The organism is Providencia sp. PROV223, assembly GCF_028479245.1.
GTDB lineage: Bacteria > Pseudomonadota > Gammaproteobacteria > Enterobacterales > Enterobacteriaceae > Providencia > Providencia rettgeri.
On the sequence record NZ_JAMPNG010000034.1, the window covers coordinates 1 to 13168 of the forward strand.

Annotated in this window: 16 protein-coding genes and 1 pseudogene; 6 read left to right on the forward strand and 11 right to left on the reverse strand. The window is 41.2% G+C overall.

Annotated features, from left to right (window positions below; translation table 11 throughout):
• The first annotated feature begins 202 nt into the window (after positions 1-202).
• Entirely contained in the window at positions 203-646 is a 444-nt protein-coding gene (locus PR767_RS20865; protein ID WP_004911037.1) for a hypothetical protein, read from the forward strand.
• 110 nt (positions 647-756) lie between these two features.
• Here PR767_RS20865 and hemB read toward each other — a convergent pair whose 3' ends face one another.
• Both hemB and ribA read right to left on the reverse strand, forming a co-directional pair.
• A complete protein-coding gene (hemB, locus tag PR767_RS20870; protein WP_004911033.1) occupies positions 757-1734 on the reverse strand; it encodes a porphobilinogen synthase in 978 nt (325 codons plus the stop codon).
• Between the two features lie 190 nt (positions 1735-1924).
• Positions 1925-2521, reverse strand: a complete 597-nt coding sequence (gene ribA, locus PR767_RS20875; RefSeq protein ID WP_004911029.1) for a GTP cyclohydrolase II — start codon at positions 2519-2521, stop codon at positions 1925-1927.
• A gap of 213 nt (positions 2522-2734) precedes the next feature.
• Between ribA and PR767_RS20880 the strand changes: the two genes are divergently transcribed.
• The 5 genes from PR767_RS20880 (at position 2735) to yciH (ending at position 6192) form a co-directional block, all read left to right on the forward strand.
• Positions 2735-3457, forward strand: coding sequence for a phosphatase PAP2 family protein (locus PR767_RS20880; RefSeq protein ID WP_004911026.1), 723 nt, complete (start codon positions 2735-2737; stop codon positions 3455-3457).
• Between the two features lie 145 nt (positions 3458-3602).
• Complete coding sequence (locus tag PR767_RS20885) at positions 3603-3920, forward strand: LapA family protein (protein WP_004911022.1); 318 nt, start codon at positions 3603-3605, stop codon at positions 3918-3920.
• Positions 3921-3926: 6 nt separating this feature from the next.
• On the forward strand, positions 3927-5099 hold the full coding sequence (lapB, locus tag PR767_RS20890) for a lipopolysaccharide assembly protein LapB (protein WP_109912266.1): 1173 nt from the start codon (positions 3927-3929) through the stop codon (positions 5097-5099).
• A gap of 44 nt (positions 5100-5143) precedes the next feature.
• Positions 5144-5869 carry an orotidine-5'-phosphate decarboxylase gene (pyrF, locus tag PR767_RS20895; protein ID WP_109912265.1) on the forward strand — a complete coding sequence of 242 codons (726 nt, stop codon included), beginning with the start codon at positions 5144-5146 and terminating at the stop codon, positions 5867-5869.
• Positions 5866-6192, forward strand: coding sequence for a stress response translation initiation inhibitor YciH (gene yciH, locus PR767_RS20900; protein ID WP_115167211.1), 327 nt, complete (start codon positions 5866-5868; stop codon positions 6190-6192). The genes pyrF and yciH overlap by 4 nt, the downstream gene beginning before the upstream one ends.
• A 72-nt stretch (positions 6193-6264) precedes the next feature.
• Here the strand turns inward: yciH and nadS are convergent, their stop codons facing one another.
• The 9 genes and pseudogenes from nadS to PR767_RS20945 form a co-directional block, all read right to left on the reverse strand.
• Entirely contained in the window at positions 6265-6549 is a 285-nt protein-coding gene (gene nadS, locus PR767_RS20905) for a NadS family protein (RefSeq protein WP_004911011.1), read from the reverse strand.
• 1 nt (position 6550) lies between these two features.
• Positions 6551-6883 carry a type II toxin-antitoxin system RelE/ParE family toxin gene (locus PR767_RS20910; protein WP_109912263.1) on the reverse strand — a complete coding sequence of 111 codons (333 nt, stop codon included), beginning with the start codon at positions 6881-6883 and terminating at the stop codon, positions 6551-6553.
• Between the two features lie 151 nt (positions 6884-7034).
• A complete protein-coding gene (gene osmB / locus PR767_RS20915; RefSeq protein WP_004911006.1) occupies positions 7035-7253 on the reverse strand; it encodes an osmotically-inducible lipoprotein OsmB in 219 nt (72 codons plus the stop codon).
• Between the two features lie 201 nt (positions 7254-7454).
• Positions 7455-9398, reverse strand: a complete 1944-nt coding sequence (locus PR767_RS20920) for an exoribonuclease II (RefSeq protein WP_109912262.1) — start codon at positions 9396-9398, stop codon at positions 7455-7457.
• Between the two features lie 138 nt (positions 9399-9536).
• The gene (gene nth, locus PR767_RS20925) at positions 9537-10178 is read right to left on the reverse strand and encodes an endonuclease III (RefSeq protein WP_272520896.1); all 642 of its coding nucleotides are present in this window, start codon (positions 10176-10178) and stop codon (positions 9537-9539) included.
• A gap of 19 nt (positions 10179-10197) precedes the next feature.
• Positions 10198-10914, reverse strand: coding sequence for an electron transport complex subunit E (locus PR767_RS20930; protein ID WP_004910994.1), 717 nt, complete (start codon positions 10912-10914; stop codon positions 10198-10200).
• Positions 10914-11543, reverse strand: a complete 630-nt coding sequence (rsxG, locus tag PR767_RS20935; protein ID WP_211888774.1) for an electron transport complex subunit RsxG — start codon at positions 11541-11543, stop codon at positions 10914-10916. The genes PR767_RS20930 and rsxG overlap by 1 nt, the downstream gene beginning before the upstream one ends.
• Before the next feature lie 10 nt (positions 11544-11553).
• Complete coding sequence (gene rsxD, locus PR767_RS20940) at positions 11554-12639, reverse strand: electron transport complex subunit RsxD (protein WP_004910990.1); 1086 nt, start codon at positions 12637-12639, stop codon at positions 11554-11556.
• Between the two features lie 11 nt (positions 12640-12650).
• Positions 12651-13168, reverse strand: a pseudogene (locus PR767_RS20945) (electron transport complex subunit RsxC); the annotation flags it as partial.

Genomic DNA, 13168 nt, shown 5'->3' on the forward strand with positions numbered 1-13168 from the left:
CTCAATATTTTTGATAGCAATCTACGTTATGGTGTTAAATAGACGGTAGATTAAAGGAGAAAATAGTCGCTACTAGGCTAAATGAAAATAGGGTGAAGTTCGCCATAAATAAGTTTCTTTGTGCAAATTAATTGAATGTAATAGCTTTAGCACGGGTCACCATGTAACTGAGCTTATCGAAAACACTATAAAGGAAATGAGTATGGCAGATATCAATGAAACCGATTTCTATAAAGGGGCATTGTGGGCAGCAGATATCTTATTAACCACATCCCATTTTGATGGTGCGAACGAAGAGGTTCGTGACATTTTGGAGCACATACCTAACTTATATTCTATTGTGATGAGAACACCTGAAACGGAAGTCCATGATTTGCGTTTATATGCAGACAAAGAATTTCCACTCGGCTTAAATGCAGATTACACCACCATTACCATTGCACCATTACAAGACTACTTTGATATTTTGCCTATGCCCGATCAAAACCCTGAGAGTATTACGGTTGAAGTTGATTACTGGGGAGTAGTTGCAACAACATCTGCGGGTAAACAAGATTTATTAATTGCCGGTTTAGCAACGCCAGAGCAAGCACAGCATTATGTGCAAACATTAACCCAACAACTTGAATTGCAAAGAGCAAAATAGCCAACTGGCTATAAGTTAGGCGCTTTAAGTACTATTATTCAACATAAATGACAAAAAACCGCGATACTGTGTTTATGTACAGTAACGCGGTTTTTTTTAACTGAATGAGATTATAACGCGTTGGCTTCGGCTAATTGTAAAGCGAAATAAGTGAAAATAAGGTCAGCGCCTGCGCGTTTAATTGACCCTAGTGTTTCAAGAGCCACACGCGTTTCATCAATTGCACCCGCTTGAGCAGCAAATTTAATTTGTGCGTATTCTCCACTGACTTGATAAGCCCCGATGGGTAATTGAGTGTGTTCGCGTAAATCACGAATAATATCCAAATACGCTCCGGCAGGCTTTATCATTAGCGCGTCAGCACCTTCGCGCTCATCAATTAGTGACTCATGGAGCGCTTCACGGCGGTTCATTGGGTTCATCTGATAGGTTTTTCTATCGCCTTTAAGGCATGAACCTGCTGCATCTCTGAATGGGCCATACAGTGCGGATGCAAATTTTGTGGAGTAAGACATAATTGCAGTGTCTGTAAAGCCTGCTTCATCAAGAGCATGACGGATTGCAGCAACCTGGCCATCCATTGCGGCAGAAGGGGCAATGAAATCAGCGCCTGCACGTGCGGCGGCAACCGCTTGTAAACCTAGGTTATGGATAGTTGCATCGTTGTCAACGACATGATCGTGCATAACGCCACAGTGACCATGAGAGGTGTATTCACAGAAACAGGTGTCAGACATCACTATCATTTCAGGAACGGTTTCTTTGCAGATACGTGACATGCGTGCCACTAAACCATTCTCTTGCCATGCATCACTACCATTATCATCAAGATGATGGGAAACCCCAAAGGTCATCACTGATTTTATTCCTGCATTTGCGATACGCTCAATTTCATAGGCAAGGCGTTTTTCAGGAATACGCATAACACCCGGCATGCTATTGATTGGCATATAGTCGTCGAGTTCTTCTTCAACAAAAATTGGCAAGCAAAGGTCATTAACGGAAAGGTGGGTTTCTTGGAATAAAGTGCGGAGTTTTTCGGTCTTACGCAATCTTCTCATGCGTTGAATGGAATGCAGGTTGTTCACAGTATCTCCTGGTAGTATGCGGAATAAACCTCAAGAGCTCAGTTTATTCGTCAGGGTAATCAGATGGCTAACAGTATAAACCTTATAGAAAGAAAGTGAATATAGCAGCGGGTAAATGGCACACTTTGAATGATGATAATCAGAATGAGGAGAAGAAAGGGAAGAGCAGAACACTCTTCCTTTGGTGAGATCACTGATGCTTAAATAGCATGTGTCCCATTTTTTCTGCTTTAACGTCAAGGTAATGTTCGTTACTTGGATTACGACCGACAATCAGTGGAACACGCTCTACCACGTTAATTCCAGCTTCACGCATGATGTCTATTTTTTTCGGGTTATTTGTCAATAAACGGACTTCATTAATTCCCAATAATTTATACATATCAGAGCATAAGGTAAAATCACGTTCATCGGCTTTGAATCCAAGTTTGATGTTGGCTTCAACCGTATCAAGGCCTTGATCTTGCAATGCATAAGCACGGATTTTATTTAGCAAGCCTATGTTTCGGCCTTCTTGACGATGATAAAGTAATACCCCTCGGCCTTCTTTACTAATCTGAGAGAGCGCGGCTTCTAATTGAAAACCACAATCGCAACGTAGACTAAATAACGCATCTCCTGTTAAACATTCGGAGTGGATCCGGCTAAGTACCGGTGTATCTCCTGAGATATCGCCAAAAATTAACGCTACATGATCACGACCGGTTGCGATTTCTTCAAAACCCACCATTAAAAACTCACCGAAAGGTGTTGGGAGTTTTGCTTCGGCAACGCGTTTTAGCTGCATATTTTCTTTCATTAGTTAAAGTAACTCTTGCTTAATTAATAACGTTTATCGATATAAAGTAGCTTAACTATAATACATCGACGCTATATGACGATTAGCATATAGAGGTTGGTATTCTTTGCACACGACCAACGCTGTATTACTATAACAGAGTTAATAATAGGTGAATGGAATATTTGTATATTTAATAAAACTTTATTTGGAATACATTGAATGAAAAAAACGGTTTTGGTTGTTTGTGCTTTTGCATTGTTATTAATCATGCCTCCCATGGTGATGATAGTTACAGGGTGGCATTGGTCACCAGAAACCCAGTTTAACTCAATGAAATGGCTTCTTTGGCTGACAGACACTGCGGGAGCGCCTTATAGTATTTTAACGTCTTTGTTATTTCTTGGAGTCGTTATATTCGTTTTCCGTTCAGAAAAGAAACAGCGACTGAAAATTTTGCTTGTTCTGGTCAGTGCGGTATTACTGCAACAAGGTTTGAAGAGCGCATTAAAAAGCACATTTAAAGAACCGCGTCCTTATGTGGAATGGTTGGCAACTCAATATCAAATTCCTTCATCAGAGTTTTATGAGTTAAAACGTAGTGAACGAGCGAAATTAATTAAAAATACGGTTAAACAAGATGAAAATATAGCTAAGTGGCAGCGTAAACATTGGCAAGCAGAAACGGGGTATTCTTTTCCTTCGGGTCATATGTTATTTGCAGCAGGCTGGGCATTGTTTTTAATTGTGCTTTTTTGGCAACAGCGTTTATATGCTTTATCGATAGGGCTTGCTATTTGGGCAGAGGGTATTGCGTTTAGTCGGATGTTGTTGGGAATGCATTGGCCTATAGATATAATAACTTCAGTGATCATCAGTGCTTGTTTTACCATATTTGGTTATTATATTTTACGGGCATGGGGACTATTTAGTAAAGCCGATTAATCTTTCATCAAGTTGGCCATTATTAGGGGAGATCTAACTTAAATATCTCATTGTATAAAATAAATTGCTTTGTCTGAATGCGCTGGAAATGCTACCTTAACAGGTAGATATTATTGGATGAATAGAACTGATAACGGGAATAAATGTGAAATATTTTCTGATTTTATTACTAGCGGTCGCTTTTTTTATTGTTTCGATTACGCTAGGTTCAAGCAATGATCAGGTTATTACATTTAACTACCTGATTGCAAAAGGGGATTTTTCATTATCGACCCTTCTTGCATCACTTTTTGGTGTCGGTTTTGTGCTAGGTTGGCTAGTCTGTGCCGTGTTTTATTTACGAGTCATCGTTAGCCTGAAAAACGCACGTCGTAAAATTCGACGTTTAGAATCACAATTAGGTGCTGGAGAAAGTAATATTTCCGACTCAACCTCATTAGTGACGACTCAGAACAAGGAATAATCCTGTATGTTCGAGTTGCTGTTTCTGCTGCTACCGGTTGCTGCTGCTTACGGTTGGTACATGGGGCGCAGAAGTGCTCAACAAGATAAGCAACAACATGCGAATCGCTTGTCACGTGATTATGTTACAGGCGTTAACTTCCTATTATCTAATCAACAAGACAAAGCTGTCGATTTATTCCTCGATATGCTGAAAAATGAAGACAGTTCCGCTTTTGAGGCTCATCTCACGCTGGGAAATTTATTTCGCTCTCGCGGGGAAGTTGAACGTGCTATTCGTATTCACCAATCGCTGGTGGAAAGTGCCGCTTTGTCATTTGAACAACGCTTATTAGCAACCCAACAGCTTGGCCGAGATTACATGGCTGCAGGGGTTTATGACCGTGCAGAAAATATGTTTCAGCAATTGACAGACGAAGTCGATTTCAAACAAAGTGCCTTACAATCCCTCTTAAATATTTATCAGCTTACCAGTGACTGGACAAAAGCCATTGAAATAGCAGGAAAACTTGTTAAATTAGGGCACCCCGAGTTACGTGAGCAAATTGCGCATTTTTATTGTGAATTAGCGACCCAACAACTCGCTAGCGATGATCTTGAAGATGCACTGACATTGTTAAATAAGGCAGAGCAAGCCGATAACCACTGCGCTCGAGTTTCGATTATGAAAGGTCGGTTGTTTATCGAGCAAGGTAATTACGACAAAGCGGTTCATGTCTTAAAACAAGTCTATGAACAAGATAGAGAACTCGTTGCTGAAACATTACCTTTACTGTTTGATTGCTACCAACATACTGGCCAAGCAGATGAGTGGGAAGATTACCTTCGTCAGTGTGTTGCAGGTAATTCAGGGGCTATCGCAGAACTTTACTTAGCCGATATTATTGTTGAAAAACAAAATCATGAAGCGGCTGCGAATTACATTAACGACCAAATTCAACGCCATCCTACCATGCGTTTATTCTATCGTTTAATGGATTACCATCTTGAAGAAGCTGAAGATGGAAGGGCAAAAGAAAGTTTGATTTTGCTGCGTAAAATGGTAGGGGAACAAATTCGTACAAAACCCGATTATCGCTGCCATAAATGCGGGTTTACATCGCGTGCATTATATTGGCATTGTCCATCTTGTCGTTCTTGGGACACAATTAAACCTATTCGCGGGCTAGATGGTCAGTGACAGCGTCACTTTTTAAATAATAACGACTCTTTAAAGGCTAAGAAATGATTTCCTCAACTGAGAACCACACACATTCACCAATTATTGTGGCACTTGATTATGAAGATGCTAATGAAGCTTTGGCTTTTGTGGATCGTATTGACCCACGTGATTGTCGCTTAAAAGTTGGCAAAGAAATGTTTACTTTTAATGGTCCTCAATTTGTTAAGTCACTCCATGAACGTGGTTTTGATATTTTCTTAGATTTGAAATTTCATGATATTCCAAATACTGTTGCTCGTGCGGTTGCGGCTGCAGCTGAAATGGGGGTATGGATGGTTAATGTCCATGCTGGTGGTGGGGCTCGTATGATGGAAGCGGCGCGCCAATCTCTTGAGCCTTATGGTAAAGAAGCGCCATTACTTACTGCAGTAACAGTATTAACGAGTATGGATGAATCTGACCTCTCAGGTGTTGGAATTAACGTTTCACCGGCAGTTCATGCAGAGCGTTTGGCCTTATTAACGAAGCAATGTGGGTTGGACGGTGTTGTTTGCTCTGCTCATGAAGCTCAACGTTTAAAGCAGTTATGTGGTGCTGATTTCAAATTGGTTACCCCAGGTATTCGCCCTACAGGTAGTGATGTCGGGGATCAACGTCGCATTATGACACCACAAGATGCAGTGAAAGCAGGTGTCGATTATATGGTGATTGGGCGTCCAATTACACGCAGTGAAAACCCAACGGTCACATTACAACAAATCAATCAATCTATTGAAGGTTTGCTATGAGTGATTCAAATAGTCGTCTTGTTTACAGTACAGAGACAGGACGTATTGCTGACGAGAAACGCAAGGTTGAAAGGCCTAAAGGCGATGGTATTGTGCGAATTCGCCGTGAGACATCAGGACGCAAAGGGAAAGGGGTTTGTGTTGTTACAGGTCTTGACCTTGAAGATAGCGAATTAGCAAAACTAGCGGCTGACCTTAAAAAGAAATGTGGCTGTGGCGGGGCTGTCAAAGATGGTAACGTTGAAATTCAAGGCGATAAACGCGATGTTATTAAACAGTACCTTGAGGCGAAAGGTTTTCAAGTCAAGTTAGCTGGTGGCTGATTGACTCGACAATTTTGCTATTTTTCATGAGTGGCGACTTAGAGAGCCACTCATTTTATAACGAAGAAGTGGTTAAATTGCTGCTAACTCGGCAAATAAAGCAGGATTTCGCTTAATAGCAATGAGTATTTTAGCCGCTAATCCTGTTGGGTTACGTCGTTTAAGTTCCCAACTTTTAATGGTGTCGATACTCGTCCCTAGCGCATGAGCTAATTCGCTTTGTGAAACATTAAGTTGTTCTCGAATTGCTTTGACGTCAGTAATTTCGTAACGAGTGACATTAGCAGCTTTTTGGTGACCGTGTTTAATGTCAACAGCTTCTTCTAAAGAGGCTTTTAATTCGTTGAATATACTCATTTTATACCTCATTTTTTAGTAATTTCGTTAGTTTCTTTAATTCTGCTTTTTCTAAGTCATTTAGCGTATCTTTGACATTCTTTGGGTAAGCCATTATAAAATAAATGATTTCTGCTGTAGCTAGGAAATAAATAACCCGTACACTTGCACTTTTTCCTTTATTACCTGTTGCCATCCTAATTTTGCGAAGACCACCTGTTCCTTGGATAATATCGCCTTTATCTGGCCATGCGATAAGTTCATTTTGTAGTGTCCTAAGTTCTTCTTGTGTTGCTATCGATTGGATTTGTTTAGTAAAAAAGCTCGTTTCAATAAATTCAATTGCGTGACTCACAGGGTTCCCTCCCTTTGCATTAATTATAAGTGTACTTTGTACACTTTTTTCCGTCAATAGTTTAATAGATTATCGGATATGAAAAATAAAATAGCGTTCATGATGAACGCTATTGTAGATTAAGGAGAGAAAATAAAGGATGTAATGAGATTTATTTACCGACTTGGTGACCGATAATTCCACCAATTGCAGCACCGCCAACGGTTCCTACGGAGCTTCCGCCTGTCAGTACGGCACCACCAACAGCACCTACACCAGCACCAATCGCTGTGTTTTTATCGCGTTTAGACATATTTGAACAGGCACTGACACTGATAGCGACTGTGGCTATCACCATGAATGATAAAATACGTTTGCTTACTGTGTTCATTTTAGTGATCCTTAGTACAGATTTAACAGTTAACAAAATATCATGATAGGTTATTATACGAATAAGAATAATCAGGAAAAGATCTGGAAAAGTGCTCGCTGTTTAACGTTTAATGCGAATATGATGTTAAAAAACAATTTATAGAAAAATAAAAGACCATAGATATCAAACTATGGTCTTTTAAGAATAGCAGAAAAGTTGTTATTCGGCTGGTCTAGCAACGATATTACGTGTTTCCATACGAACTTCATTAATGGTGACATTAATAATATCGTTAAGTTGGTAAGCTATTTCACCTTTAACAAGCACATTGCCTGTTTCTTGGCTACATTGAATCTCATCACGAACGCTATGAATAAAGGGGGCAGGGACAAATGCAACGGCACCATTGTCGACTAAGCGAACTCGCACTCCACCACGGGTAATATCGATAATTTCAGCTGGGAATTTAGTATCTGTACCCTCAAAAGGCTTTAAGTAACGCGAATAGAGCCAGTCACCAACATCACGTTCAGCCATACGATTTGCACGACGACGTTCAGCTAATTTGATTGATAATTCTTCGGAGGGTTTATCCGTAGAAGGTTTACCGGCAATAATAGACTTTATTAAACGATGATTGACGATATCGGTATACTTACGAATTGGTGAAGTCCAAGTCGCATAAGCATCAAACCCTAAACCAAAATGTGGACCGGGCTCAGCTTTGACTTCCGCAAAAGTTTGGTAACGACGAATTCGGCTATCAAGGAATTGAGTCGGCTGTGCATCTAATTGACGGCGTAGTTGACGGAAACCTTCTAGTGATAACAACGATTCAGCCGTTGTTTCAATACCGTTATCTTTTAGTGTTTGCACGACTTGGTCAATTTGCAGAGGTTCAAACCCCATATGCACATTAAACACCCCAAACCCTAATTTTTCTTTTAGTACTGCAGCAGCGCAGAGGTTAGACGCGATCATAGCTTCTTCAACAATGCGATTAGAGCTACGGCGACGTTCAGTCACGATGTCAACCACATTGCCTTTATCATCTAATACAAAGCGGTAATCGGGGCGGTCTTTGAAGACGAGGGCATTATTTTCACGCCATTGTAAACGTCTATCTGACATTTCTTTAAGGAGTAAAATTTGCTGTTTATCGGTATCATTTGCTGGCTGCCAACTGCCTGTATTTTCAAGCCAATCAGAGACTTCGTCATAAACTAATTTAGATTTCGATTCAACCCAAGCACTGAAAAACTCAATGTGATCGTCAATGCATCCATCTTCTTTAATTAGCGCAATACAGACTAAAGTAGGGCGGCGTTCATTTGGGCGTAAAGAGCATAGGTCGTCAGATAATCTGCGCGGTAACATTGGAATATTGAAACCAGGCAAATAGTTGGTATAGCCGCGGGCTAATGCCAGTTTATCTAGTTCGCTGCCTTCTGGTATATAACTTGTCGGGTCAGCGATAGCGATATACAGCTTTAAATCTCCATTATCGGTTCTTTCAACATAGAGCGCGTCATCAATGTCTTCAGTACTAGCATTGTCTATCGTCGTAAAATGCAAGTGAGTTAAATCAACACGTTCAATTCCTTGATCGTCACGTTCACTATCAACCATTTTAGGTTCATCACGGTCTAATTGGTGACGGCGTAACGTTACCCACCAAGGGGCAAAATGGTCATCACCATCGGTGATAAATTCAGTTATTTCAGCGTAGAAAGTTTTATCACCCTTTAATGGGTGGCGACGCATTTGTGCAACAACCCAATCATCTTGTTTGAATTCGTGATTGATGCCATTAACAGGACGGCAAGAAATCATATCTTTCAGTAATGGGTGATCGGGAATGACAAATAAGCGGTTATCATTGTCTTTTTTTTGTATTTTCCCAACAAACCTATCTAAAAAAGGTTCTACCAGCTCTTCTGGTTCTGCAAATTCGCGGTCTTTATCTGTACGAACTGCAGCAATAACGCGATCGCCATGCATGACTTTTTTCATTTGAGGCGGCGGAATGAAATAACTTTTTTGGCCATCAACTTCGAGAAAGCCAAAGCCTTTTTCTGTGCTTTTTACCAGCCCTTCAACGCGTGGAGTCTGGGCATGTAGTTTTTGTTTAAGTTGTGCGAGCAGTGGGTTGTCTTGGAACATACTTACCGTTTTATTGATATTGGGTTTGGCTCTATTGTTACGTAAGACAAAGTCTTAGAGCAAGGAAAAAATGCGTTACTGACTAGATTCATCATTAAAAATACCGTTTATTGGTAATGTATAAAAATAGCATTTTGACTAATCTTCTGGGTATATTTTTTCTTTAAATTCACATAAATCTTCAATAATACATGAGCCACAGCGGGGTTTGCGGGCAATACAAGTATAACGTCCATGCAAAATAAACCAATGGTGGCAATCTACTTTAAACTCTGCGGGTACAACTTTAAGGAGTTTTTCTTCTACTTCAACAACATTCTTACCCGGAGCAAAGTTAGTACGATTGCAGACACGAAAAATATGTGTGTCAACAGCGATAGTCGGCCAGCCAAATGCGGTATTAAGAACCACATTTGCAGTTTTACGGCCAACACCCGGTAAGGCTTCCAAAGACTCTCGGTTTTCAGGAACCTGACTGTTGTGTTTTTCGATTAAAATTTGACAGGTTTTATAGACACTTTCAGCTTTAGTATTAAATAAGCCAATGGTTTTAATGTATTCTTTTATCCCATCCACACCTAGCGCCATAATAGTTTCAGGTGTATTAGCAACAGGGTATAGCTTCGCTGTCGCTTTATTAACACTCACATCAGTCGCTTGAGCTGACAATAAAACGGCGATTAATAGCTCAAAAGGAGAATTAAATTCTAGCTCCGTTGTCGGGTGTGGGTTGTTATCCCGTAGACGAGTTAGAATTTCAATGCGTTTTGATTTATTCATTGCTCACAAAATATCGTTGTTAAGAAATATGGCTACCGCAACCTTGCTGTTTTTCATATTCACGCTCGGGTTGAATACTGGATTGTCGTGCGGCTCTTTTTTTCATTTTTTCATCAATTAAGTACTTCGCTGCTAATAGTAACGCTAGCCCAATGAAGGCACCAGGCGGTAGCATAGCGAGTAAAAATGGAGAATCAAGATGTAATACTTCAATACGAAGGGAGGTGGCCCAAGAACCAAGTAACAAGTCAGCACCATCAAACAAGGTACCATTCCCTAAAATTTCACGAATTGACCCTAGAACAAGCAAGGTCGCCGTTGCGCCTAAGCCCATGGCAAACCCATCTAGAGCAGATAACCCAACAGGATTACGAGATGCATAGGCTTCTGCTCGCCCAATAACAATACAGTTGGTGACGATTAACGGAATAAAGATCCCGAGAGATTCATATAAACCAAAAGCATATGCGTTGATTAGCATTTGTACGGCACTAACAACAGAGGCAATAATCATCACGTAGATAGGGATGCGAATTTCTGATGGTACCCAACGACGTAAAGCAGAAACTGCAACATTAGTACAAACTAAGACTAATGTTGTCGCTAAGCCTAGCCCTAATGCGTTTGTTGCTGTTGATGAAACAGCAAGAAGCGGACAAAGTCCTAATAGTTGAACCAATGCAGAGTTGTTTTTCCACAAACCTTGCATTAATAAGTCTTTAGATGTATCGCTCATTATTCGTCCCCACAGCGTGGATAATTCGATAATTGTTGTGGAATTTGTTGCATAAATACAGCAGTACGTTTAGTCGCATTGACGACTGCTCTGGGCGTAATTGTTGCTCCAGTAAACTGATCAAATTCACCACCGTCTTTTTTAACCGCCCATTTAGGGTCATTGTCAGAGGCTATTTTCTTACCGCTAAAATAAGTAATCCAATCAGATATTCGTGTCTCAATCTTGTCACCAAGCCCAGGTGTTTCATGATGTTCTGTTACACGAGTTCCCAATACTGTGCCGTTAAAATCGGTTCCAACTAATAAATGTATCGCGCCAGAGTAGCCGTCTAATGCCGTTGTTTCTAATGCCGCAGCAACGGGTTCGCCATTTTTACGGGCTAGATACAAACGCCTAGGTTGTTTGTTACCAAGTATGGCCTCATTAGTGACTAAATAACACTCTTTTGCGAGGTCATTGTCATATAAATCACTTGGTATAACTTGGTCGAGTATTTTTTTCTGAACAATAGCGGCTTGTTCAGCAATAGTCTCTTTAGTTAACGTGTACACTGCAGCACTAAGCGCGGTCGTGCCTGCCGCAAAGATTGCTAACGTTACACCATGGCGTTTCATCGTGTTTAACATACGGTTATCCTTACTTATGCCCATGGCCGTACGCACGAGGTTGCGTATAGTAATCAATTAATGGAACGGTAATATTGGCGAGTAACACGGCAAATGCGACAGCGTCAGGGTAACCACCGTAAACACGGATCACCCAAACAAGGAAACCAATGATCACACCAAAAATAATTCGTCCCTTAGGTGTTGTCGATGCGGTAACAGGGTCAGTGGCAATAAAAAATGCCCCTAGCATAGTGGCGCCAGACAATAGATGAACCCATGGTGATGCATGCTGGCTATCATCAATTAAGTGGCTAACAATAGCTAAGATTGCCAACGTACCTAAGAACGACACTGGGATATGCCAGCTAATAATACGGCGCTGTAATAAGAACAAACCGCCAACTAAATAGCCAATATTTACCCATTGCCAACCAATACCGGCTAAGGAACCTTGCAAAATAGGTTGTTGTAATACTTCAGAAATAGAATGAGTCAGTAGGCCCGTTTTAAAGCTATCAAGCGGGGTTGCTTGGCTCATACCATCAATTCCCGTTCGTAGTTGCTCGAGAGTAATACCTGTTGGTGTATGGCCACTGAGAATAATTGATAGGCTATCAAGGGCTGAAACCGACATATTCTGTAATTCATGCGGGGGTAGCCAGTTTGTCATATGAACAGGGAATGATATCAATAAAACAACATAGCCCACCATCGCGGGGTTAAAAGGGTTTTGTCCCAATCCACCATAACATTGTTTAGCAATCGTAATAGCAAAAAATGTCCCTAATACGATTAACCACCAAGGTGAGAGCGGTGGTAGGCTGATGGCTAATAATAAAGCAGTTACAATGGCTGAATTATCTTTTAGTACAGGAACTACAGGTTGTTTGCGTAAACGAATAGAAACCGCTTCTGTGATAACGGCTGTTAGCATCGCTAAAATAATTTGATATAAGGTGCCAACGCCAAAAAAATAAACTTGAGCCGCAATACCGGGTATTGCAGCTAAAAGTACCCAAAGCATGACTAAGCTGGTGCTTTGTTTATTATGAGTAAATGGCGCGCTAGCAATTTTTAAACGGCGATTTTTCGCATCAATTGGCCTAAATTTCATCTCGTTATCACTTACTCTGTAGTCGTTTGTTCATGTTGTTTTTGTGCTTGCTTCGCTTTTACTCGCGCGATTGCAGCGGCAACGGCAATTTTTCGAGGGTCGGTTTCCTCTTCAATGGGTTGTTCGGCAGCGGGAGTAAGCTCTTCTTGTGCGAGTTGTTCTGCTTGAGCGGCTTTTTTAGCTTTGGCACGCGCAATAGCTGCAGCGACAGCCGCTTTACGTGGATCAACTTCGGTATCCGCTACCGTATCAGTGACTGGCGGAGTGGCAGGTTGTTCTTGAGCTGCTTTTTTAGCTTTGGCACGCGCAATAGCTGCAGCGACAGCCGCTTTACGTGGGTCAACTTCGGTATCCGCTACCTCATCAACGACTGGCAGAGTGGCAGGTTGCTCTTGAGCTGCTTTTTTAGCTTTGGCACGCGCAATAGCTGCAGCGACAGCCGCTTTACGTGGATCAACTTCGGTATCTGCTACCGCATCAGAGACTGGCGGAGTGGCAGGTTGCTCTTGAGCCGCCTTTTTGGCTTTCG

Bases quoted from the DNA above. Each gene is read 5' to 3' on its own strand.
- PR767_RS20865 (WP_004911037.1), top strand. From the start codon at position 203: ATGGCAGATATCAATGAAACCGATTTCTATAAAGGGGCATTGTGGGCA.
- ribA (WP_004911029.1), bottom strand. From the start codon at position 2,521: ATGCAGCTAAAACGCGTTGCCGAAGCAAAACTCCCAACACCTTTCGGT.
- PR767_RS20880 (WP_004911026.1), top strand. From the start codon at position 2,735: ATGAAAAAAACGGTTTTGGTTGTTTGTGCTTTTGCATTGTTATTAATC.
- lapB (WP_109912266.1), top strand. From the start codon at position 3,927: ATGTTCGAGTTGCTGTTTCTGCTGCTACCGGTTGCTGCTGCTTACGGT.
- pyrF (WP_109912265.1), top strand. From the start codon at position 5,144: ATGATTTCCTCAACTGAGAACCACACACATTCACCAATTATTGTGGCA.
- yciH (WP_115167211.1), top strand. From the start codon at position 5,866: ATGAGTGATTCAAATAGTCGTCTTGTTTACAGTACAGAGACAGGACGT.
- nadS (WP_004911011.1), bottom strand. From the start codon at position 6,549: ATGAGTATATTCAACGAATTAAAAGCCTCTTTAGAAGAAGCTGTTGAC.
- osmB (WP_004911006.1), bottom strand. From the start codon at position 7,253: ATGAACACAGTAAGCAAACGTATTTTATCATTCATGGTGATAGCCACA.
- PR767_RS20920 (WP_109912262.1), bottom strand. From the start codon at position 9,398: ATGTTCCAAGACAACCCACTGCTCGCACAACTTAAACAAAAACTACAT.
- nth (WP_272520896.1), bottom strand. From the start codon at position 10,178: ATGAATAAATCAAAACGCATTGAAATTCTAACTCGTCTACGGGATAAC.
- PR767_RS20930 (WP_004910994.1), bottom strand. From the start codon at position 10,914: ATGAGCGATACATCTAAAGACTTATTAATGCAAGGTTTGTGGAAAAAC.
- rsxG (WP_211888774.1), bottom strand. From the start codon at position 11,543: ATGTTAAACACGATGAAACGCCATGGTGTAACGTTAGCAATCTTTGCG.
- rsxD (WP_004910990.1), bottom strand. From the start codon at position 12,639: ATGAAATTTAGGCCAATTGATGCGAAAAATCGCCGTTTAAAAATTGCT.